The following is a 23061-nucleotide window of genomic DNA, read 5'->3' as shown; positions in this document are numbered from 1 at the left end:
TCCTATAAAGATAAAAGTTAAATTTAATCCTGTACATATACTGTTTTAGCTCCTTTAACATAAATCCATTTTTTATCTGTCATCAACTTACTTACAAAAAAAAGTAAAGATAATAGCTTCGTGAGCATTGATAAATTGATCGAAATATGTCGATATTTTCTAATATTGTAATAATAGTAAATTGATTCCTTACAATGCATAAAAAAAACTGCCGTTAAAGGCAGGTTAGACAAAGTCTCTACGGCAGCCAGGCTACCATAGTACGAGTAAGTACCTTAGCCCCTGCGGCTTTGCGTCCCCATCTTTTGATGAGTTTGCCTTTAACGCAACTAATTTTTTGCTCTTTTACAGGCTTCTTGAACCTCGAGGCTCCACGAAAGATAATCTTCAAGAAATTCCGGATACTGTCCGAACATTATGTCCGGCAACTGACTGAAGATGAAATAAAGGTATTTGTAAGATGTTTTACCACGATTTTTAAACGCTGAAAAACGAGACTTATAACCAATAGGCAAGATATTCGTTATCATCGAATCGTTTTCTTCTGACTTTTTCATTCTACTTTTTTACAATAACACGCCCCAACAATAAAAAGCACAATGAAATAGCCTGCCAATACACCGAAATGCAGGGCCATCGCTGCGATCCCTTCTCCTGTGCTCCTTAGACCTATGCTGGTATGCGTAAGCGGCAGCACCTGGATGAAATACTTCAATACCAGGGGCATCTTCTCAATAGAAAAAAACGTCCCACAGAGAAATGACATCGGGGTAATCACGAAGTTGGAAAACTTGGCCATCCCACCGTGTGAGTTGATCATTAAACCTGCCAGAAAGCCACCGGCAGAGAAAACAAAACAGTTCAGCAGTGTTATGAGGATAAAATAAGGCGACAAAGGAAGTCCTCCTGCAAAAACGGATACCAAAACGATAATCAAAAGTGCGGAGTACATGCCGTAAAACGTTCCGGCAATGATTTTGCCCAGCGCAAATACCGTCATATTCACGGGCGCGACCATAAATTCCTCAAACGTTTTGTAATACATTCTGGCGATATTAATGGAGTTGGCGGCGTTGCTGAAGCTTACCAACATCGTACTCATGGCGATAATCCCCGGAATCACAAACTCCATATAGGAGCGCCCCTCTACCTGCATCCCGCTGCCTAATCCCCAGCCGAAAGCGATCAGATACAGTGTCGGTGAAACCATGGCGCCGATCGTTGTGCTCCAAAACTTTCTTTTAAATAAAACAAACTCCTGCCACAATATTCCGTATAAGGCAGCCATCAGGATTCCACCCTTCTATTGGTTAATTTTAGGAAAACATCCTCCAGATTGGACGGCCGGATATTGACGCTTCCCTCTAAAGCCGCTGCATAGGCGACAGCCTCTTCCCTTGTTTCAAAAAATTCTTCTTTGGTCTTACCATTAACAAAATTCTCAACGGCAAATTTACCAACTTTTTCAATCAATTTTTGGGGTGAATCCAATTCCACCAGGGCCCCGCCATTAATGAGTCCTACCCGGTCGCACAGCACCTCAGCTTCTTCAATGTAGTGCGTTGTTAAGAGCACGGTCAGCCCTCTGCTTTTCAGGCTTTTTAACAGGTCCCACATTTTCCTCCTGGCCGAGGCATCCAGTCCGACAGTCGGTTCATCCAGAAGCAAAATCTCCGGATTGTGCATCAACGCCCTGGCAATCATCAGTTTTCTTTTCATGCCGCCGGAATATTTGCCCACCAGGTCGTTTTTCCGTTTTGTCAGTTCCGTGAATTCCAGCAGTTCATCAATTCGTTCTTTCCTTAAGGCCTTCGACATGTTATAAAGCATCCCGTGAGCCTCAAGATTTTCCCAGGCGGTCATCTCATTCTCCAGATTATTATGCTGGGGGACAACGCCGATTTTGATCTTAACTGCAACCAGATTCCGGTCCATGCTTTCATTGTTGATGACAATGTCGCCGGAAGTTTTGGGCGTCAGGGTGCTGATCATTCTGACCGTCGTGGTCTTTCCTGCTCCATTCGGCCCCAGCAGTCCAAAGAATTCCCCGTCTTCAATATCCAGGTTCAGCCCGTTAACCGCTGTCAGGTTTCCATATTTTTTAGTCAAGTTGATAAGACGTAACATGGGTATGCTCCTCTCAATTTATCTTCATAACGATTGCTTCCGAAATACCTAATATTTTATTTCAATAAACCGGAGGCAATATCAAAAGCCGATTTTTTTAAAACACAGTCTAATGTATCCTCTGCCTCATCCGCATTGACGATCAGTCTGGAGGGACAGCCTCCCGGACAGAAGGGGTGATAACAGCACGCCTCACACTGGCCCGCTCTTTGCTTGACTATGGCAATCGGTTTCAGCGGCGGATTCCCGATATTGCCCATATAAAAGTCGGGATTGTTGATCAGCGAGCCGCAAGGATAGCAGTCGCCATTGGGTAAGAAAACATAAGAGCGTCCACAGGAAGCATAGCAATATTCCTGAGTGCCAGCCGGAGAGGACAGGCGCTTCTTCGCTTCTTCGACCTCGCGGATCATAATCTTTCTGCCGAACTGTTGATAAATTGACTCCGATTTTTCAAAAAGGCGTCTTAACGCGGTGTTCAATTGTTCGCCTGTAGGCCTGCCCACCGCTCCGCTGTTTTCTTTGGCCCGTCCTGCGTTTCTCAGCAGATCGAAGCCAATACCGGCCACATTGCCAAGATACAGCGCAAAATCTGCAAGTTCCGGCAGCTTCTCGACATTCTGCGCTGTCACCACGCTGTTTAAGTTAAGCATGACCCCTGCTTTGGCTAAATGCTGAATGCCCTGAACGGTCTGCTGCGTTCCGCCTTTGATACTTTCATTCACCGCCGGAGGACCGTCCAGGCTCACGCCGACAGCCATCTTCATTTTTTTAATGCCGATAGCGACTTCCTGATTGATAAGCGTCCCGTTTGTCTGCAGCTGCAGCGAGACGTCATAGCCGCGCTGGACAATATAGTCATATATTGTACAAACCAGGTCATAATTGAGCAAGGGCTCTCCGCCTGTTAACTGAAGCTTCACGGGCTGATCTGCAAAATAATCCAAGATTTTTACCGCCGTATCCGAATCCATGTTTTTTTGCTCTCCGGCAGCCGAGGCATAACAGTATTTGCACTGCAGGTTGCATTTGCTTGTGGTCCATAATACAATCAGGGTTCTTTCTTTTAAGGTTCTTTCTTTCTTCATTGCTAACTTACCTTGTTCATTACTCATTAATATTTATTCGTCCTTCTATTTTCCGGTATGTTACATTTTTTGCTTTCTAAACGCACGGTTCTATGATTTTATTTATGATCTCTTCTATTGTATCGATACTCATCTGCGAATCATCAAAAGGCTTCCGCCGCATTCTATGCGGCAAAACATAGGCAGCCGCCTCTTTTAATTCTTCTTTGGTCACCTTATCTTTGCCATAGAAAGCAGCAATCGTCATGGAAGCCTTGATCATGACAATATCCGCCCGGTGCCCGTCAACGCCGAGTGCTATGGATATTTTAGCAGCCATTTCTAAAAGTTCATCCTCAAAGTTTACCCGGGGCAACAGTGCGGTTGCCTTTTGAATTTTTTCCGCCAACGCCGACTGTTCGTGATCAAAGGAGCGGCAAAAGGCTTCCGGGTCTTTTTCGTAAGCCAGCCTTCTCTTTATGACCTCCACTCTTTGGGCGGTGTCATTTTCCCCTGCAACATCGACAACGAGTCCAAAGCGATCCAAAAGCTGGGGTCTCAAATCCCCTTCTTCCGGATTCATGGTTCCAACCAAGGTAAATCTTGCCGGATGAGAAAAGGAGATGCCTTCTCTTTCGATGGTATTGATCCCCATTGCTGCCGAATCAAGCAGGATATCCACCACATGGTCATCCAATAAATTGACTTCGTCAACGTAAAGGATATTCCGGTTGGCTTGGGCCAGAATACCCGGCTCAAATTTCTTTTCTCCTTTTTTGATGGCATGCTCAATATCAAGTGTTCCGACGACCCGGTCTTCCGTGGCGCTGACGGGCAGATCAATGACTTTCATTTTTGTCGTGATACTCTTGATCGGTTGATCATTCTGCATCTTTTCCGCACATTCACTGCAAACTTTATCCGACTGCAGCGGGTCGCAGGAAAATTGGCATCCTTCCACCTGCGCGCGTTCCGGCAGCATATCAGCCAGCGCCCGAACAGCCGTTGATTTGGCTGTTCCTTTTTCGCCGCGAATTAAGACCCCGCCTAAAAACGGATTAATCACATTCAGAATTAATGCCAATTTCATCTTTTCCTGGCCGACAATTGCTGTAAACGGGTACTTTTTAATCTCATTATTCATTCGTTATTCTCCTTTGCTTCAATCCCTAGATCGATAATGATACTGCCGCGACAAGATTTTGCGCCCGGAGGTCTTCAATAACAAAGCTGTCCGCATTCATGCTCTTGGCAATCCTCTCCGTCAGGTTCAATTTAATAAAGCTCTGATCGGTGTCAATGACGACAGATTTGATTTTCTCCGCTCCAATCCTTTGGGCTGCGGCAACGGCTTCCTCAAAAGCATCCAATCCGCTTTCACAGTAAGTCGCCCTGCCGTCTGAGACCAGAACGATGACCGGAAGCGTATCTTTGTCTTTTATTTTCGCCGCTTTAACAATTTCGTAGGCCAGGTTGAGCCCTGCGGCCAACGGTGTCCGGCCGCCGGTAGGAAGCGCAGCCATCTTTTTCTCCGCCAATTCCACACTTCGGGTGATTCCCAGAAGAAGCTCTGCCGAGCGGTTTTTGAACGCAATCATCCCGACTTTGTCTCTTTTCTGATACGCGTCATTGAGCAGAGAGAGAATTGCCCCCTTTACCGCTGCCATTCTTTTGTTCGCCCCCATGGAACCACTGGCATCCACGACAAAGATAATGGTATTTCCTGTCCGCTTCTCGCGCACCTTCACCCGGATATCCGTTTTTTCGACAGCCACCGCTCTGCCGTTTTTTTCTCTGAAAACCTGGTATGGAGCTGCCGCCCGCAGCGTGGCGTCGAAAGCGAGATCATAGCTTTCGTCTCTGCCCGGATAACGATAGCGCACATACCTTCCCTGCTTGGATGATGTTTTGACCAAGCTCCGCTTGCCGCTTCCCTTGCGGATGGTATTAATGCCTGCATCAGAGAGCCATCTGGAAACAATAAAGGATTCTCCCGGAAGATCCAAGGTTTCAGACGGTCCTTCGGTGCCTTCCTGTTCCTCATTTGGTTCCCGGTCATCTCGGTTTTGCTGCTCGGAAGACGGAGAGTCCTCCGATCCTTCATCCGGTCGGTCATTATCGTCTTGATTCTGTTTTTCCTGCTGCGCCTCATTGGAATCAGCCGGGTTCTGACTTTGATCGTGATCCTGATTTCGCTCCGTATGATGATCCTGTTCCTGATTTTCGTTTTCTTCCTGGGTCTGTTCCTGATCTTCCTGTTCCTGATCTTCCTGCTCCGGCTGTGAATACGGCGGCTGTTCCTGCTTTTCTCTTGTTCGGTGAGGCAAGGCATATTTTGCCGCCTCTTTGATGTCCGATATATTTAAGGCAATACGGGAATCTATGGCTGCAATCGCCTTGGCCGTTTCCACAATGACCAATTCCGCCCGGTGACCGGCGCAATTACCTTCCCTGGCAATGGCGGCAGCCAATTGCATGGCATTTGCCGTTACTTCAATCCGATTGATCGCTGCTTTTGCCCGCCGGATGTCAATACGCAGCTGTTCACTCTTTTCCTGCCACTTTTCGCAAAATGCCGCCGGGTCTTTTTCATATTCCACCCGCCGCCGGATGATTTCCGCCCTGATCCGAGTATCCTGTTCGCCGCTGACTTCGACATATAAGCCGAAACGGTCCAAGAACTGCGGACGCAGTCCCCCTTCTTCCGGATTCATACTACCCACCAGGATAAAACGGGAGGGGTGCCGGTACGAGATCCCTTCCCTTTCGACGATATTCACCCCGGATGATGCCGACTCGAGCAGCGTTTTCACGATATGGTCGCTTAAAAGATTGACTTCATCCACATAAAGAACATTGCCGTGGGCATGCTGCAAAATACCGGCTTCAAAACGTTTTTCCCCGTATTTCACGGCATGTTCAAAGTTGATGTTGCCGCATAACCTGTCCTCAGTCACATTCAGCGGCAATTCCACCAGCCGGACATCCGGTGCAATGCAGCTGATTCCCCTGACAAGCGTGGATTTGGCCGTCCCTTTCTCACCGCTGATCAGCACACCGCCAATGCTGGGATTGACCATATTCCAAATTAACGCCTTCTTTACGGTATCCTGGCCGACCACGGCTGCAAAGGGAAAAACGGTGCTGTTCTGTCCCAATTTCTTACCTCTCCTTCTATCCCAGTTCCTCCAAGCTGCCTTCCATTTCCAGATAGATCTTTTTCAGTTTCTCCACACTTTCTTCCGGCGCATGCCACATGCCGCGCTGATTGGCTTCCAGCAAGCGCTCGGCCACATTATGCAGGGCCCAGGGATTGACTTCCCGCATCCAGTCCGCCGTTTCCCGGTCAAACGCATAACGCTGGGCAATACAGTCGTACATCCAGTCATCAATTACATTGGTCGTCGCATCCCAGCCAAAGGTAATATCGACCATGGCCGAGATTTGTTTCGCCCCCCGGTAGCCATGCTTTTTCAATCCTTCGATCCACTTGGGATTATTGACCCGGGCCCGCATGACCCGTGACGCTTCTTCATGCAATGACAGCGTCTCTATATGATCGGTATCGGATGTGCTCGGGACATAGGCCGGTTTTTGGGAACCGCTGTGGGTGGTAATCGCCGCCACCATGCCGCCAAAATAATTGTAAAAGTCATCGCTGTCCAGCATGTCAAACTCCCGGGTAGACTCGTTTTTCACCGCAACATTGACTTTTTTCATCCGCAAGGCAAACACTTCCGGCAGTTTTTCCCCGTGCAGTTTCTTGCCGTAAGCATGACAGCCCCAGGTGGTATAAACTTTGCCCAGATCGGTGACGTCATTCCATTTTTTGCTTTCCACCACATTTTTGGTCCCGGCGCCATAAGCGCCCGGAGCATCTCCGAAGACTCTGATCAGCGAATATTCATAAGCCTGTTCCATCTCGATGCCTTGGGCGACCAGTTCGGCTACTTCTTCCTTGACATGTTTTTTAATGTAATTCTGCTCTTCCGGTTCATCCAGGGATGCGACTAAATTCACCGCATCCTCCACCCGTTCGATCAAGTTGGGGAAAGCGTCCCTGAACAATCCGGTAATTCTTAAAGTCACATCGATGCGCGGCCGTCCCAGTTCTTCCAGGGGAATGGCTTCAATCCCGATGACCCGGTCCGTATTGCCCAGCCAGACAGGCCGTACCCCCAGCAAATCGTAGGTTTCCGCAATATCGTCCCCGTACGTCCGCATGGCTTCGGTGGCATAGACTAAAATCGAAGTGCTTTCCGGGTATTTTCCCTCATCCCGAAGATAACGTTCCAACAGCTGGTCCGCTAAGGTCTGGCCAATCTCCCAGGATGACCGCGAGGGCATGGCTCCCGGATCAACGGAATAAAAATTGCGGCCTGTCGGGAGTATTCGGGCATTGCCTCTGGTCGGCGCTCCTGAAGGGCCGGGAGGCACAAATTTCCCGTTGACACCGCCGATAAAGCGGTCCAGTTCATCTGTAATCCGCATCACCCGCGGCTTAATGAAGGAACAGACAAAATTCAGGCATTGTCTGAGCCTATCCGTGCTGTTCATTTTACGGAAACTGTCCGTGCTTTCTGAACAGCGAACGCACTTCGCCTTAAACTGTTCAATTATTCCCTCCACTGCTTGAAGCTCATAATGATGTTTTTCTAGTTCCAGAAAGATTTCTCTTCCCATTTCATCTGCTTCAGCCAGCAAAATCCCATAGGATTTCCCGTCTGCTGTCGGTGTCTCCGGCGCTGCCAGCAGCATTTCAAAATCAAGACCCAGAAGATCGCAGACGCCTTCCCGAAGCGACGGCGTATCCCCGTTTCTGTTTCTTACCAACATCTTCAGCATATTCCGGAACCGGTCCTCTTCCGGAACCATGCCAAAAATATGAAACCCGTCATAAATATCACAGGCCTGAACCTTGCTGACCCAGGAATGCATCTGCCTAATACAGCCGTCGATATCTTCTTCCAGCATCTCCGGGGTAAGACCGATATCGTTGTTGAGATTGATCTTGACCGCCAGCTCCCGTATCTGCTTTTGAATGACCGGCAGTTTCTTCGGATCGGCGCTTTGGATATGGTAATATTGCTTCATCAGCTCGTCGACCTCGGCCAGTTCATCGTAAACGCCGCTTTCCATCATTGAAGGAACCATATGGTCCAGGATGGTTGCGTAGGTCCTTCTTTTCGCCTGCGTTCCCTCACCGGGAGCATTGATGATGTAGGCATACAAATGCGGAACCGTGCCGATGCAGATATCGCTGTAGCAATCCTTCGACAGCCCGACTTCCTTTCCGGGCAGCCATTCTATGGTGCCATGGGTCCCCACATGAATGATGACATCGGCTTGAAACACCTTTTCCACCCAGTTGTAAACGCCGATATACTGATGCGGGCACGGAATATCCGTGCTGTGGTACATCTCTTCCGCTTTTTCCTCAAACGCCCGCGGGGGCTGCAGCCCGATAAAAACATTCCCATTCAGAATGCCCGGAACCAGCAATTGTTCGTCTACCGCCATGAAATCGCCTACCGGTTCGCCCCAGTATTTGACCAGATTCTCCTGCACCCGGGGAATAAATTCCTCATACCATCGTCCGTACTGCTCTTTTCTGACGGTGTCGATACTCTTTTCCAGCATGGTTTCCGGAGAAGACCACCGACCGTCGTTGGTCAGCCCCGCAGTGATCCGGTCAATGATTTCTTTGCCGTCGGCAAAATGGTAATCCGTCTTAATGCCGCATTCTTCCAGCCGGCTGATCATCCGCTGCAGCGATACCGGGGTATCAAGCCCGGCAGCACCGCCGATGTTGTCATTGCGGGGCGGATTATTATGCAGGATGATTGCGACTTTTTTCTCTGTGTTATCCTTGTATCGCAGTTTGGCCCAGTTGATTGCCAGGGTTGTAATACTTTCCACCCGCTCGGCAATCGGCTGCGCCTCTCTTTTTGGCCCCAACGCCGTTTCGACTGTTTCCGTCGTCGCGAACGGGAACGTGATGACCTGTCCGTCAAATTCCGGCTGGAAAACGCTCCAGCTCAATGACAGGCCGTCCAGCCCTTTGACCGAATGGTTCCATTCCTCAAAAGACTGCAATGTGGTCATGGCTTGAAAAACCGGAACCTGCAAAAGTTCAAAAATACTGCTTTCCCTCGGCTTGGACCCGTCACCCGGATCAGCCAGGATGGTCAGACTGAAGGCGGTGGTGTTAATGATCGAATCCACCAAAGGTTTTCCCTCAGACATCATGCAGCGCTCCAGAGCGGCTCTGATTCCCTCACATCCCAGGTCTTGGTCCGGAAGCATATCCGAATAAACACACAAAGGATGCGCGCCTTGTTTTCTTATTTCCCGGATTAAGGCATCGACATGGACCAGATTATTCTTTTGAACCAGCAGGACATTGATAATGATGCCGATGACCGGCAGCCCGCTGTTTTTCACCTGTGTCAGGTATGCGTCTTCGTCTTCCGTATTCTCATCCGGATCATAGATCCCGCTCCATTTCGGGCAAACAGGCGCTTCCACAGGAACACCTGCTCCGGCGTACTGATTGCCCAGCCATTTGATTAAATTGACCGTATTCTTAAGCCCGCCGGATTGATAGTATTTATTGATCGTCTTAAAATCCTCCGGAAGGATGCTGCAATCCGGAAAAACTTCCGCATTCTCTTCTTCTATCGTGGTATATACAAAAAGACGTTGTTTTTGCTTCAGACAGGTGAAGAGATTGAGAAAACTTTTGAAAAAAGATAAGGATCCGTGAATTTTTATCAGGACAAAATCCGCGTTGCGACTGGCCTCGAGGCAGGCCGCAGCCTGCTCCTTGTCATTGTCGAGTTCCGTTGTATTAAATAAATGGATCTGAAATTGTCCCGGATATTGGCTGTCCAGTTCCGCTTGTGCTTCCCTGAATGTCAAAAAAGGCTCCATCGGTGTCAGAATCACAACAATATTGACCATGACTCTCCTCCCTTACTCCGCAACATCCGGCATCAGAATGAAGTTTCCAAACGATTCATCCGGGTAAAGATCGGGATGGAAGATCGCCGCCAGCTCTATATATTTCTGGTCGATATTATGGTACGTACTCCAGTAACTATCCGTAATCTGCCAGACTTTTTTATCTTTGAAACAAGGCAGCTCAGCCAAGACCGGAGCCTGATCCGTGATGGATTTTATATCCGGCCCATATTTCGGCATCCCTCTGTTGAGGAAAATATCCGCTTCCGCCAGACGGTTGTAAAGCTCCTCAACGCTGATGCTCGTCACACCGTCCTGACCGGCGCCAATATCGTTAAAAATATATTCAGCGCCTGCGTCTCTGACCATTTGCGCACTTTTGGAGCCGCCGTTTTCCACATAGACTTTGCCCATACTGATGATTCCCCAGCCGACCTTCGGTTTCGGAGCGTCCTTGACCTTTTCTTTCATTTCGTCAATCCGGGCGATCGCCTGATCAAAGTAAATGTCTGCTTCTTTTTCCAGATTGTAAAAGGCCGCATAGAATTTCAGCCATTCCATCGTTCCCCGATAATCAAGCTCCGTACTCGACCCGTCGAACAAATAAGGAATCCCTGCCTGATTCAGCATTTCCATCAGTTTCTGCTGTTCTGTCCCCATTCCCTGGCTCGTAAAAACAAGTTTTGGGTTTAAGGATTGAATAATTTCATGGTTATAGCTGGTACTTGACGTGGTATTATCGCCGATATCCTTGATCTGGCCGCTGAGCATACGGTTCTTCATCGCATCGAAGTCCCAGTCTTCCGCTTTCATCCGAACGCCGACGATACTGTCAAACAGCCTATCGTTATCAAATGCCCGCAGATAACCGACCTGTGTCGAGCTGGAGTAGATCGCCTGACTTAAAGGCAGGGTGACCGCCGGTAAACCTTTGTATTCCTCAGGCGCCTGCTGTCCTTCCTGTAAGAGAAGCATCTGTCTCTTCTGGCCGTCGGTAACAAGTTTCATGCCGTCTTCCATGTACTGAATGCTGAAGTTTTTGGCAAATTTCAAATTCATGCTGCTCCCGGCAGGATACATGGCTTTCACGTCTTTAACACTGCCAATGGCGGCGGCCATACCGGAATCCGTTTGCGCAGTCTCTTTGGCACACCCCAGGGGCATCACCAGCAAAGTTAGTACCATTGTTAAAATTAAAAAACATTGCAATTGAGATTTTCTTTTCATTATTATTTTTCTCCTTATAACTTAAATATGAAATACATTTCGTCTGAAAGCCCTACGGTCAACCCTCATTAATCTTCTTGATTCGTTTGAATTGCCGCTGCCGTTCCCCGGCAGACTGTCGTAACAAATGAATCCAGCATCGCTTGCACCCATTCTTTTTGATCCGCATTGGCACAGGCGGTCCATTCCGCTGTCGTCTTCAGGTGTTCGGCGAGATTCTGCAAGATAATTTTTCCGGAAAATTCAGCTTCCTTTACTGAAAGCAATCCCCAAGACAATTGATCCAGCAAATGAACATAAAGTGACGTTAAGGAAACGATTTCATCCTGTGAATCCAGCACATGGATACGGCCGATTGCATCGGCCAGGCTCACTCCGGAACAGACCTCGCGGCACTTGTCGCCGAAGCTTTTTTCAGTGATGCCGTACCGTTTCAGTCTGGCCAGCATACCGTGCTGGCTCTCTCTGGTAAGGCCCATATGTTTCCCCAGCGATTCCCTGACTGTATCCATAACCATCCGGCCGATCAATTCCCCCAGTTTGCCGTGCTTCCCGGCATAGGTCAAGGTATTATCCGACTCTGCATTGGCAATAATCATCACATTGTCCGTTCCTGATCCGGTGGCAATTCCGGATGAATACAAACTTCCGGCCAGCAGTTCCTGCAGGACGGCGGTTTTGGCTTCTGTAGCTGTGACAATGCTGCGTGCCAGGCATCCGGGTGTCATATCGGCGTTGACAAAGACCATGATATTGATGGTTCCCGGCTTGAGACTAACGCTTTTCCCGCGTTTTTCATAGCTTGTGGCTTTCTCTCCCACCCGTCCGCCGTTGACTTCCAGACTGGCTGTAGCAATGGCGGTAACGGTCAGCTCATCATAGGTTTCCGTTTTGACGGCAGCGCTGTCCATGGAGACAATGGTCGCCATATAGGCCACTGTGTCGTAATCCAGTCCCAGATCGTCGATTATAAACCGCTTGATTTTTTCTTCCTGTCCCGGTTTGCAATGTTCACATTCCCGGCCGGGACCCGGGTTGACATCCTGGTTATACACCGCCGTTAAATCTTCGCGGTAGCCTCCGTTATGCATGGAGGTGCTCATGACCTTGCGCTTTCCTGAGAAAGGTACCACCAGGCAGCGGTTATACTTGTAAACTTGATCTCCCGTAGCGAGTCGGGCAATGATCATAATAATGCCTCACACCCTTTCCATTGTTTTTTGTCTTCAATGCATTTGGCAACTTCCGCCGCTTTCGAGCAATAGCGGATTTTATCCGTCCACTCCCCGTAACGCCGAAATGCATTTTCTTTCGGAAACAGGGAGAACACGGTTTTCCCCATTTTCACCGCTTCAATCACCAGGTCCATATTGCGCTGATTGATGCTTCCTACCGGAAAACCGGTATCAATCATATAATCCACGGTTTTTATAATCTCCCTGGCCTGATGATATTTATCTTCATGGATGGCGTTAAAAGCCTCTTCCTCAATAATTTCACAACCTAAGGCCTTACCGATATGGATATCAATATCATTGCTGTGCAGCACCCCGCAGCACATTCCGTATCCGGCCCGGGAAAGCGCACGATACACGCCTGCGCCCGTTCCATTCCCCCCGGCAATGAAAATCTCGGGATACTGACGGCTGAAAAATTCCAGGCTTCCCAGCAATTCATTGTATTGCGCCCCTTCAATCTCATACAACGATTGAATCGTTCCGGCCTTGATGATCTCCTCAGGCGTACCCTGGGCTGCAATTTTTCCGTCCTGGATCAGCAGGATGGTTTCACAGCCTTTAATGGCCAGATCAATGTCATGGAGCGAGAGCACGACCGTTATGCCTTTTTCCAGGCATAACCTGCGCAGGATACTGATGACTTCAACTTTATGTTTGACATCCAGGTGGCTTGTCGGTTCGTCGAGAACAATCAGCTCCGGCTGCTGGATCAAGGCGCGGGCAATCATCACTTTTTGTTTTTCACCGTCACTGAGTTCAGCGTAATATCTGTCCCTCAAATGGACGGCATTTACCGCCTGCAGGGCTTCCTGAATAATTCCTTTGTCCTCGTCCGTCAATTTGCCGATCAGGTTGGTATGCGGAAAGCGTCCCATGGCGGCAATCTCAAAAACGGTAAGCAGACCTAATGATACCTGTTCCGTCAAGACTACGGCTAACTTCTTCGCCAATTCTGTTTTTCTGATGCTTTTTAAATCCCTGCCGTTGATATAGACCGTACCGCTGACAGGCGCAAGGAGTCCTGACAGCGTTCTCAGGATGGTGGATTTTCCGGCTCCGTTGGGACCTAGCAGGCAAATCAGCTGTCCCTTGATGCCCCGGAGGTCGACATTTTCCACCACCACCGTTTTTTCATATCCGACATCCATTTTCTCAGCAAGAATCACATTATTCACAGTTCACTCCCCTTTCTAAGCAGCAGATAGACAACAATCGGCGCGCCAATCAACGAAGTAATCGCGCTCAGCGGCAATTCTGTCGGTGCCATCAGCATCCGCGCTCCCAAATCACAAATTCCGGTCATTAACGCGCCGGCCAGGATAACACCCGGAAGCAAAACACGGTTGTCGGAAGTACCAAAAGAAATTCTGACCATATGGGGGACGGCCAGTCCCACAAAGGAAACCGGGCCGGCAAACGCCGTGATTACCGCGGTCAGCACGCTGGAAATCAGGATAACCAGCATCCGGAACCGTTTGATGTTCAACCCCATCGATAAGGCGTATTTTTCTCCGAAAAGCATCGCGTTCAGCGGTTTACAAATAAACAAGGACATCAGCAGGAACGGAACACCGATCAGATACAGGCACTCCACCTGCGTCCAGGAAAAACCGGAAAAGCTCCCCAGCGTCCACATCATAAACGCATGAATTTTTTCTTTATCGGCAAACGCCGTGAGCATACTGGTCATTGCACTGCAGATAAATCCCGCCATTAACCCGATAATGAGCAGGGTTGTGATATTCCTGACTTTTTTGGCGGCTAATACCACAACCAGCATTACAATCATCGCACCCAGAAACGCGCCTCCGAACAGAAACATCGGCGTCATATGTGTCATGCCGAAAGTATATCCCCCTAAGACCACGAGCCCTACAAACAAACTGGCGCCCGATGAGATGCCAAGCACGTAGGGTTCTACGATCGGGTTCCTGAAGAAGATTTGCAGCAAAAGTCCTGCCACGGCGAGGCAAGCGCCGCCGACCAGCGTTGCCAACGCCCTTGGCAGACGGATGTTCATGACAATCGATGCATAGGTGTCATTTCCGGTTTCCTGTCCCGTCAATATTTTGACAACATGTTCCAGGCCGATATTTACAGAACCGGCTGAAACATTCAATAGAAATACCATCGTCGCCAGCAGCGCCAGTAAAATAATAAAAAACACATGCATTTTCAATTTCAGTCTTTGTTGATCCATTTTTTCTCCCCTACTTATTGTGCTTGCCGGAAACATGTACATTGATCCCGGTAAGTACCATTAATCCGAGCGTACTGTGGTGATTCTTGCCGTCAGATCCGCGAAATTTTCCAGCATTCCGGTTATTGTCTCCTCAGCGGATTGCCAGCAATAAGCATATTCAGCGTCGAGCCCGTACTTTTGTCTTATTCTGTCGGCAATAGCCTTGCCTTCCTGTGCTGCACGCCCGGGAGAGATCAGCTCCCAATCCACTTGGTCCATCAGGTGGACATACAGCGAGGTCAGGGCGACAAGTTCCTCTTGTCTGTCCAGGATTTCCAGTTGCTGAATAAATAAGGGTTTGGCCAATGCTTTTTCTCCCAAGTCACAATGCTTGTTCCAGATACTTTCTTCCGTGATTCCAAAGCGCTTCAAGCGTCGCAGCATACTGTGCTGGCTCTTTGGACATAAACCGGTCTGCAAAAACAGCGCCTCTTTGACAGCCGGCTTCACCGCTAAGCCGATCAGTTCACCCAGCTTGCTGTGTTTGCCCGCATAGGTCAGTTTTAAATTGGATTGGCTGTTGGCAATGATAATCGTACCGTCTGTTCCTGAACCTGTCGCTAACCCCCGGGAGTAATTGCTTCCCGCCATCAGCTCCTGCAAGGCTGCCGTTTTGGCCTCCGTGCAGGTTACCAAAGCGCGAGTCAACGTACCCGGGAGTAAATCCGCATCGATATTCAGGATAATATTGATGGTTCCTTCCTTTGTCATGACGGTTTTGCCCTGAGCTTCATGGTAAGATGCCGGATCTCCAACCCTTCCGCCGTTGACTTCCACACCCCCGGTGACAATGGCAGTCACCGTCAGGTTATCATAAGAAACCGCTTTGATCGAAACATTGTCCATGGACGCGGCTGTGGAAATACCCGTGGCAGTTTCCGGATCGAGGCCGATCTCTATGGCAAGCAGCTTCAGGTCGTTCAGGTAGGAATCTGTCCTGAGAGAGCAGGCCATCCCTGCTCCCGAATTGGAATCTTGGTTGAAGGCCGCTTTGAGCTTTTCGCTGTATCCTCCGTTTAGAACGGAGGTGCTTAGCACCTTGCGCTCCTCTTGGAACGGAATGATGATGCTCTTTTGATACCTGTGGACTTCATCCCCAGTCGATAAAGTATGAATTTTCATTTTTTCCTCCGCTGTACACGTTATGATTGCACCGCTCAAACAGGTCTTGCAGTCAAAACAAGGTTGGTTTGACACGCTTTTGTTCCGTGCTCTATTTTTCCGGCAGCTGTTGGTACATAACAAGTTTCCAGTCCGGGTAAAGTCCTTCATGGAAGAGCGAGGCCATATCTTTCACGCCTTCAATCGTTTTGTTAATCGACATGTAGTACCAAGGGGCGAAGCAATACACTTTTCCGTTCTTGACAGATTCGAAATCTTTTAATAACGGTTCGGTCTTTAGCAGGCTCTCAACAGAGGGCATATAGGCAACCATTGAGGAATAAATAAATACGTCCGCATCCTTGCCTTTCTCATAGAATTCTTCCATGGAAATTTGGGAACTGCCGGTTTTATCCGGGTTAACATTCGCGAATATATAATCTCCCCCGGCTTCCTTTATTTGTTTTGCCACATAGGATCCGCCGTCGGTAATATACACCTTGCCATCGTAGACCATGCCATAGACAACTTTTGGACTCGGCTTATCTTTAACGGCAGCTGTGATTTCCTGCAGCATCGCCGCTTTCTCTTCAATAAAACCGGCGGCTTCCTTGTCCTTGTTGTAGAAAGCGCCTAAAAATTTCAGCCATTTCAGACGTCCCATATCCGTAGGTTCCGTATAATCATTGACGACCACGCAGGGGATATGAAGTTCCTTCATTTTGGCGAGCGTTTTCTGCAGTCCGTAATCTCCGGTATAGACAAAGACCATATCGGGGTTCAGTGCTTGGATCTTTTCAAAATCCGGATCTGCCATGCCCCCTGTGCCGACATATTGAATCGTTCCATTCTCCATGCGCGTTTTCACTTCATCAACATACCATTCTGCTGTATCTGTAGTGACGGCGGCAATACTGTCCCAGTCCTTGTCTGAGAATATTGCCTGAAGCAAGCCTACCTGTGTGGTCGAACAGTAAACTACCTTTTTCAGCGGTGTATTGATAACCGTCGCCCCTGCGGCCTCCGGTATTTTAGGTGTCTTCACTCCTTCCGGCACCAGCAGGAACTGATTGTTTTCCGCATCCGTCAACAGCTTGATATTGTTGCCATAATCAGCAATCTTAAATGCGTTTGTATAACTTAAACTGACCTCTTTGCCGGTTAAGGGCTTATTGCTTTCCTGGCTTCCGGCGGAACAGCCTGCCACTATCAGCGAACAAATCATAATCAGTATGACGACAATAAAAAAATTCTTTTGATACTTAATCATGAAAATTCCTCCATCTTTATCCTTTAACAAAAACACCTCTCAACTTCACGTCAAGAGGTGTCAACAATATATTTAGTAAAATATATGATGTTTAACATACAGCACCTCCTCTGTCTTTCGCAGAGTTGAAGTAAACTACTCAGGCAGGTCTTCTGACTCCGGATCATCAATGTTTCACGCCTTCCCGGAATAAACCAGTGGCATTCATGAAACATTTCCCCATTACAGCGGCGGGACCGTGCAGGATTTGCGCCTGCTTCCCTTTTCAACCAAAATCCTCGGACTTTGGTACCTGAGCTTTGTCAGTATTCAGTTAGTTAGAACATGTAATAACTTTTTATTTCAGTATTTTCATCAAGTGTCCGATGCGCGGAAGCCTCAAATGGACATTCCGAATTCATCAAAGCAATCTCCCTATATACTGTCTTCCCAACAATACGGAACCGATCAAAATCATATTTATCAATACTGCTGGTAAGAAACCCTGCCAAGAGAAAGGAGCCAGTTCTTCCAATACTTCAATATCCCCGTCATATCCCCTGGCTTCCATGGCCGTATAAATCTCATCCGAGCGTTTGTAGGCCCGGATAAAAAGAGTTGATGCCAGAGCCCCCAACGAATGATACCCCGCTTTCAGGCTGGAATAACCTAAGCGGGAATTTTGAGCCGTATACATTGTCTCCGCTGTTTCCATCAATACAAAAATAAACCGATAAATCAAACTCATCAATTCCACCAGAATTTTAGGACATTTCAGCTTCCGCAGTACAGATAGGAGGTCAACCATCGGCGTATTCAGGGACAAATAATATAAGCAGGATACCGCTCCTAAGGCCCTGAAGAATAGCTGTGCGGCTGTCTCTATACCGATTTTAGAAAATCCTAAAAATGTACCGAACACCGGCACAGACATAACAAACTGCTGGGGATCATTTGAGATTTGAAAGGCTATCATAAGCACTCCCAAGATTAAGAATGACATCGGCAGGAGCATCAGTTTAAGAAAAAAGCGGAGCGGGATCCCACCCTTCCTGACGGACAACCACGTCATGATCAGTAAAACTACAAGCGAGAGCAGGATGGAATTCCCCCAAAGACAGACACCCAGGGTCAACAAAGCAAAGGCAACTTTTTCCATCGGATTTTTACGTTTCAGTTTTGAAGCATAGGCGTAATTGTCAATATTTATCATGCTTTTTTCCTTATTTCATACGAATTTTGCTTATATTCTTACGCAGAATACTCATACTTTACGATGTTGCCACTAAGCTTTATTTCTGTTCTCTTCTTTTTTACTGCGCCCTTTCAGGTAACCCAGTCCATAAAAGAGAATGCCGGAACCTAACGCTGCTTGCAGAGCAAACAACAAGCTTTCAATTTCACCGCTGGGAGGCTCAAAAATTGAAGAAAACCAGGGGTTGTATTCAGGGTTAATCTCGGTAATCGCAGTTTCGGCTTGGCCATCCGCTCCGCCGAATTCCGCATCTTTAGCGATAATAAGCGGAATGACAGCCAGCAGGATAACAATAACAATCAAGATAAGATTGGTAGTAATTCTTTTTTTATTGCCCTGTTTATCATAAGTATTATTCATCGTGCGGCCCCCTTGGAAAATATTTTTAAGGATTGAAGTTCATCGCCTTTAAGGTAATTCATAATTGCATTGAAGATAATCACAGTCAGTATTCCTTCACTGATTGCCAAGGGGATTTGGGTAACAGCAAAAATACCCAAAAATTTAGCTGCAGAAACTGTAATCCCTCCCGTTGGGTCAGGAAAAGCAAGTGCCAGCTGAATTGATGTTGTAATATAGGTAGCTAAATCCCCAAGTGTTGCCGCTAAGAAGATTGCCAGTGACCGGGGTCCTTTTGCTTTGAGCACAATAAGATAAACAGCAAAGGCTACAAACGGACCAACAACCGCCATGGAAAATGTATTCGCTCCTAGAGTCGTAAGCCCTCCATGGGCCAACAAAATAGCCTGGAATAATAAAACAATGATGCCAAGGACACTCATGATCGCCGGACCGAATAAAATTGCGCCTAACCCTGTTCCGGTGGGATGTGAACAGCTTCCGGTAACGGAGGGTATTTTCAGAGAGGATAAGACAAAGACAAACGCACCGGCCATCGCCAGCAGCAACTTCACTTTTGAAGATTCTGTCGTTAACTTACGCAGGGAATACAAGCCATAAGCTAAAAACGGGATTGTTAGGACACCCCAGGAAATACACCAAGCCGGGGGCAAAAATCCTTCCATGATATGCATGGCGAAAACGTTTTGAGGCAATAAGATCAGCATTAACGTAATGCTTGCGATCATCATTATTCTTTTACTATTCATTAGCGTCACCTTTCTTTTTATCCAAAAATTTAAAATTAATCATTTTAAAATGTTCTCATCAAGCCATGTTGTTAATTCGTTGACATTATTCATGATTAAACCATAGCCAGCTTTATTTTTCCGTATCAGCAGAATTTCTAACCCCAATTCTAAAGCTGACGATATTTTTGTATCCGTTCCGCCGGCAAGCCCGCTATCCTTTGTCAAAACGATGTCCGCTCCGTAAAACTTAAACAGTGCTTTATTAATATCTTTGGAAAAAGGACCTTGCATGGCCAGGATGTCCCGGGGATGAATGCCTAAATCCTGACATTTCTGCACCAGACAGCCTTCGGGAAGAACACGGACAATGAAACGGGCCATAGAGGCAAAGGGGCTATGCACAATACTCTCCAGTTGATGACTGCCGGTAGTGATAAAGACTTTTACCTGCCGTTCTTTTTTCTGGTATAATGTGCTGATGCGCTCATTCAGACGAAGCAACGCTTCCTCCCAATTATATGCCTGAGAAATTAAGGAACTATCCGGAATATTGGTTTCAGGCCTTTCTAACCTAAGATAAGGGACTCCGGATTGTTTGCAAAATTGACTTAGCGAAACAAACTTATCACTGGAAGGATGGCTGATATCGACAATAACAGAAGGAAGCGTCAGGTTGTCTCTGCCAGTCCAAGAAGACTTCTTGATGAAGTTGATCCCCCTGTTTTGGAGATGTTCACTAATCTCACGAGCTGCAGGCGTTTCTCCCAGAAGGATGATCATTTAAACCTCCATAGCTAATAACAAAATCCGAAAAACAAAAAAACTCTTTACCATGGAAGGGTAAAGAGTCTAACCTGTATCAAAAAACGGTAAGAATCCAGAAAACACAGAGTATTCACCTCCCTAACATCCCGTAGGTTGCCGTAGCGGCTGGCAAGAGCAGGTTTCCTGGCTCAAGATCATCATCGACTCACGTCTTCCCAGGCAAATCCCAGTGACATTTTTGTGGATCGACTCCCTCGTACAGTGGCGGGTACCGCGTCAGCATTCACTGACTTCCCTTTTCAGTTCTTGCCCTCGGGCAAGAATCGCTCATTACCACATATTCAATTTTTCTATTATTATATCTTATAAAAGAGCTTATGTCACGAACAAATTTGGACTTATTGTTTGAAGTCCTTAAAATTTATTCGTATCACTAGCTCAAAAGCAATGAACCTTGAACCAGAAGACCTGCTTACAGTATATTGACCCGTCATGGAGAAAAGCATGTTTGTTTTGGACTAAAGGCCAAACATGCTCTTTTTTTCAACAAATTTGATCCCTTTAAAACATCCTTTCTATAACTACTTCAACACTACTTTCTTAAAGCCGCTATAGTCTTTAGCCATTTGGGCATAGACTTCTTTGCCTAAAAGGAATTTATAGATTTCATCCGCCTTTTTCTCCGGATTGATATCTTTAAATTGTTCTGGATAGAGTATCTTTCCCATATAATAAGCGTCCGCTATCGCCGTATCAATATTGGTTATATAAAAATTATAAGGCAGTTGGGCATGGACTTCGCCATTTTTTACCGTTGTAAGGGTCTGATAGAATCCGGGGTTTTTCTTATAATCCTCCATAATTGACTGAAGTCCGCTGGCGTCAAGAAAGATCTTGTCCGGATTCCACTATTTTTGCAACACAATTTATGATCTACCAGTTACATTCCTTTGATTTTCGCCTTAACAATTTTCCTTTCACCAAAGATATTCTCCAGCACAAGGTTTTCTTCTTCTGGAAATATCTTGTATACCGATTCGAGAAACAGTTCTTATATCACGTTTTTCTAAAATTTGTATAGCATCATCACAAACTAATATCTTAATATTAAAAATATCCATGAAAAACTACAAGTTATAATTATGGTTATGAAAATGGGCGTGATGTTCCCCTTCATGCCGATGATAATATTCATCAACCAAATTCACTTTTTTCAAAAGTTCAATTTCCATCAGTAATATGTCTGTTGGCATATCGGCTATAATACTGTGGTTTTCGTCAAATAAAATCGCCCTCTGGGATATTTCCTGCACCAATTCTAAATTATGCGTAGATATAAGCAGTGTTTTGCCCGCTTGATTCAACTTCACCATAAACTCGACAAGCCAGCGTTGGGTTCTCGGATCGAGCCCATTCATAGGCTCATCCATGACAAGAACCTCAGGGTTTAAAGCCAACACACAGGCAATAGCAACTTTGCGTTTTTCACCACCGCTTAAATGATATGGCTGCCGATGTTTAAAAGCTTCAATACTTAATAAGGTTAGACAATCATTAACCCTCTGTTCAACCTCGCTTTCACTTAGACCCATCTGTCGGGGTCCGAAAGCAACCTCATCATAGACATCAGCGCAAAAAAGCTGGGTATCTGAATTTTGAAAAACAAAGCCGATTCTTTGGTGAAAGAGCTTGGCAAATTTAGCTTCTCGCAGCTTCTTCGCCGTGATTTCTTCCTTGTCGAATTTATAAACTCCGCTGTCTGGAGATATTAGTCCGTTGATGATCTTCAGCAGGGTAGATTTTCCGCTCCCATTGGCTCCCATTAGAGCCACTGCTTCGCCTTTTTCAACATGAATATTAATGTTTTTTAAAGCGCTGATTCCTGAATAGGCGTAGGATATATCAATTAACTCGATCATGTAAAGTAAATTCCCTTCTGAAGTTATTTTAAATATAGAAAGGCAAAGATGATCCCTGCATTTATCAAAATAAAAATACCATCAGCCCAAGAAAATTTCCATTGATGATAAACACGGTATTCCCCTGTGAATCCCCTGCATTCCATAGCGGAATACATTTCTTCAGCCATTTCCTTGGACTTGATGAACATAGTTCCGGCAATACCGGAAAGCGATGTGTATTTGCTTTTATTTTTGCCTACCGACCTCAGTTTCAACGCATAAAGCATACTGAGCGAAAGCTCACCTAACATGACAATATACTTGATGGTAATATCCAGCACAAAAATAAAAATATCCGGCACATGGAATACTTTTATGGCGCTGGTAAGGGAGCTCCATCTTGAAGAATGCGACAAAATGTTGACTGCGGTGACCGTTGCAAATACTTTGGACGTAATCATCACAGCGCTATAGGTATTTCCCCAAAAAACTGCAGGCAAGAGCAGAATAAAAGAAAATAGCGCCATCGCCAGACTTATCTTTAATATACGGATAATTTCCTCTCCGCGCATTAAACTTAAAATAACCAGCAAATAGACGCCGACCACCACAACAAAAGTGAGGTTTCTGGAAAGAGAAAGCAGGACAACCAGCAATAGCGCAAAGACAACCTTCAGTACGGCATTGACATAAAGGCGGTCCGCCTGAGCTTCGTTTTGGGTTCTTATTCTGGATATTACCTCAAATAAAGACAGGATACTTTTGTTGATAAAAGTATCCTTATCCGTTTGAGGCGTATAGGGTTCCCCTCTTAACAGCCATTCGGGCATCATCT

At 46.7% G+C, this 23061-nt stretch carries 20 protein-coding genes and 3 riboswitches; all 20 genes read right to left on the bottom strand.

Going from position 1 to position 23061, the window contains the following annotated elements; all coding sequences use genetic code 11:
* Positions 1-239: 239 nt before the first annotated feature.
* A riboswitch (cyclic di-GMP riboswitch) is annotated at positions 240-329 on the bottom strand.
* Between the two features lie 224 nt (positions 330-553).
* The 20 genes from AB3489_RS01210 to AB3489_RS01115 all read right to left on the bottom strand — a co-directional run bounded on the left by AB3489_RS01210 (position 554) and on the right by AB3489_RS01115 (position 23059).
* Entirely contained in the window at positions 554-1288 is a 735-nt protein-coding gene (locus tag AB3489_RS01210) for an ABC transporter permease (RefSeq protein ID WP_368293664.1), read from the bottom strand.
* On the bottom strand, positions 1288-2127 hold the full coding sequence (locus AB3489_RS01205) for an ABC transporter ATP-binding protein (RefSeq protein ID WP_025205049.1): 840 nt from the start codon (positions 2125-2127) through the stop codon (positions 1288-1290). The genes AB3489_RS01210 and AB3489_RS01205 overlap by 1 nt, the downstream gene beginning before the upstream one ends.
* Before the next feature lie 56 nt (positions 2128-2183).
* On the bottom strand, positions 2184-3242 hold the full coding sequence (locus AB3489_RS01200; RefSeq protein ID WP_368293663.1) for a radical SAM protein: 1059 nt from the start codon (positions 3240-3242) through the stop codon (positions 2184-2186).
* Between the two features lie 49 nt (positions 3243-3291).
* The gene (locus AB3489_RS01195) at positions 3292-4338 is read right to left on the bottom strand and encodes an ATP-binding protein (RefSeq protein WP_368293662.1); all 1047 of its coding nucleotides are present in this window, start codon (positions 4336-4338) and stop codon (positions 3292-3294) included.
* Between the two features lie 25 nt (positions 4339-4363).
* Positions 4364-6352, bottom strand: a complete 1989-nt coding sequence (locus tag AB3489_RS01190; RefSeq protein ID WP_368293661.1) for a VWA domain-containing protein — start codon at positions 6350-6352, stop codon at positions 4364-4366.
* Between the two features lie 16 nt (positions 6353-6368).
* The gene (gene cobN / locus AB3489_RS01185; RefSeq protein ID WP_368293660.1) at positions 6369-10157 is read right to left on the bottom strand and encodes a cobaltochelatase subunit CobN; all 3789 of its coding nucleotides are present in this window, start codon (positions 10155-10157) and stop codon (positions 6369-6371) included.
* A gap of 12 nt (positions 10158-10169) precedes the next feature.
* Complete coding sequence (locus AB3489_RS01180; RefSeq protein WP_368293659.1) at positions 10170-11384, bottom strand: ABC transporter substrate-binding protein; 1215 nt, start codon at positions 11382-11384, stop codon at positions 10170-10172.
* 68 nt (positions 11385-11452) lie between these two features.
* Complete coding sequence (locus tag AB3489_RS01175; RefSeq protein WP_368293658.1) at positions 11453-12574, bottom strand: adenosylcobinamide amidohydrolase; 1122 nt, start codon at positions 12572-12574, stop codon at positions 11453-11455.
* Positions 12571-13797, bottom strand: coding sequence for an ABC transporter ATP-binding protein (locus tag AB3489_RS01170; RefSeq protein ID WP_368293657.1), 1227 nt, complete (start codon positions 13795-13797; stop codon positions 12571-12573). The genes AB3489_RS01175 and AB3489_RS01170 overlap by 4 nt, the downstream gene beginning before the upstream one ends.
* The gene (locus AB3489_RS01165) at positions 13794-14822 is read right to left on the bottom strand and encodes a FecCD family ABC transporter permease (protein WP_368293656.1); all 1029 of its coding nucleotides are present in this window, start codon (positions 14820-14822) and stop codon (positions 13794-13796) included. Before AB3489_RS01165 ends, AB3489_RS01170 begins: the two co-directional genes overlap by 4 nt.
* A gap of 60 nt (positions 14823-14882) precedes the next feature.
* Entirely contained in the window at positions 14883-15986 is a 1104-nt protein-coding gene (locus AB3489_RS01160; RefSeq protein WP_368293655.1) for an adenosylcobinamide amidohydrolase, read from the bottom strand.
* Positions 15987-16077: 91 nt separating this feature from the next.
* A complete protein-coding gene (locus tag AB3489_RS01155) occupies positions 16078-17235 on the bottom strand; it encodes an ABC transporter substrate-binding protein (protein ID WP_368293654.1) in 1158 nt (385 codons plus the stop codon).
* Between the two features lie 124 nt (positions 17236-17359).
* Positions 17360-17546: riboswitch (cobalamin riboswitch) on the bottom strand.
* Positions 17547-17635: 89 nt separating this feature from the next.
* Positions 17636-18427 carry a cobalt ECF transporter T component CbiQ gene (cbiQ, locus tag AB3489_RS01150; RefSeq protein WP_368293653.1) on the bottom strand — a complete coding sequence of 264 codons (792 nt, stop codon included), beginning with the start codon at positions 18425-18427 and terminating at the stop codon, positions 17636-17638.
* Positions 18428-18499: 72 nt separating this feature from the next.
* Positions 18500-18829: an energy-coupling factor ABC transporter substrate-binding protein gene (locus tag AB3489_RS01145; RefSeq protein ID WP_019226631.1), complete on the bottom strand. Its 330-nt coding sequence runs from the start codon at positions 18827-18829 to the stop codon at positions 18500-18502.
* A complete protein-coding gene (locus tag AB3489_RS01140) occupies positions 18826-19578 on the bottom strand; it encodes an energy-coupling factor ABC transporter permease (RefSeq protein WP_368293652.1) in 753 nt (250 codons plus the stop codon). The genes AB3489_RS01145 and AB3489_RS01140 overlap by 4 nt, the downstream gene beginning before the upstream one ends.
* A gap of 39 nt (positions 19579-19617) precedes the next feature.
* A complete protein-coding gene (locus AB3489_RS01135) occupies positions 19618-20340 on the bottom strand; it encodes a precorrin-6A/cobalt-precorrin-6A reductase (RefSeq protein WP_368293651.1) in 723 nt (240 codons plus the stop codon).
* 140 nt (positions 20341-20480) lie between these two features.
* A riboswitch (cobalamin riboswitch) is annotated at positions 20481-20671 on the bottom strand.
* A 235-nt stretch (positions 20672-20906) separates the two neighbouring features.
* Positions 20907-21185: a hypothetical protein gene (locus AB3489_RS01130; RefSeq protein ID WP_368293650.1), complete on the bottom strand. Its 279-nt coding sequence runs from the start codon at positions 21183-21185 to the stop codon at positions 20907-20909.
* Between the two features lie 80 nt (positions 21186-21265).
* Positions 21266-21325, bottom strand: coding sequence for a hypothetical protein (locus AB3489_RS01125; protein ID WP_368294553.1), 60 nt, complete (start codon positions 21323-21325; stop codon positions 21266-21268).
* A gap of 127 nt (positions 21326-21452) precedes the next feature.
* Complete coding sequence (locus AB3489_RS01120; RefSeq protein ID WP_368293649.1) at positions 21453-22244, bottom strand: energy-coupling factor ABC transporter ATP-binding protein; 792 nt, start codon at positions 22242-22244, stop codon at positions 21453-21455.
* Positions 22245-22267: 23 nt separating this feature from the next.
* On the bottom strand, positions 22268-23059 hold the full coding sequence (locus tag AB3489_RS01115; RefSeq protein ID WP_368293647.1) for an energy-coupling factor transporter transmembrane protein EcfT: 792 nt from the start codon (positions 23057-23059) through the stop codon (positions 22268-22270).
* Between the last annotated feature and the right edge of the window lie 2 nt (positions 23060-23061).

This window comes from Dehalobacter sp. TBBPA1, from assembly GCF_040931655.1.
Lineage (GTDB): Bacteria > Bacillota > Desulfitobacteriia > Desulfitobacteriales > Syntrophobotulaceae > Dehalobacter > Dehalobacter restrictus.
Note: the sequence above shows the minus strand (reverse complement) of the source record. Positions and strands in the feature narration are given on the sequence as shown.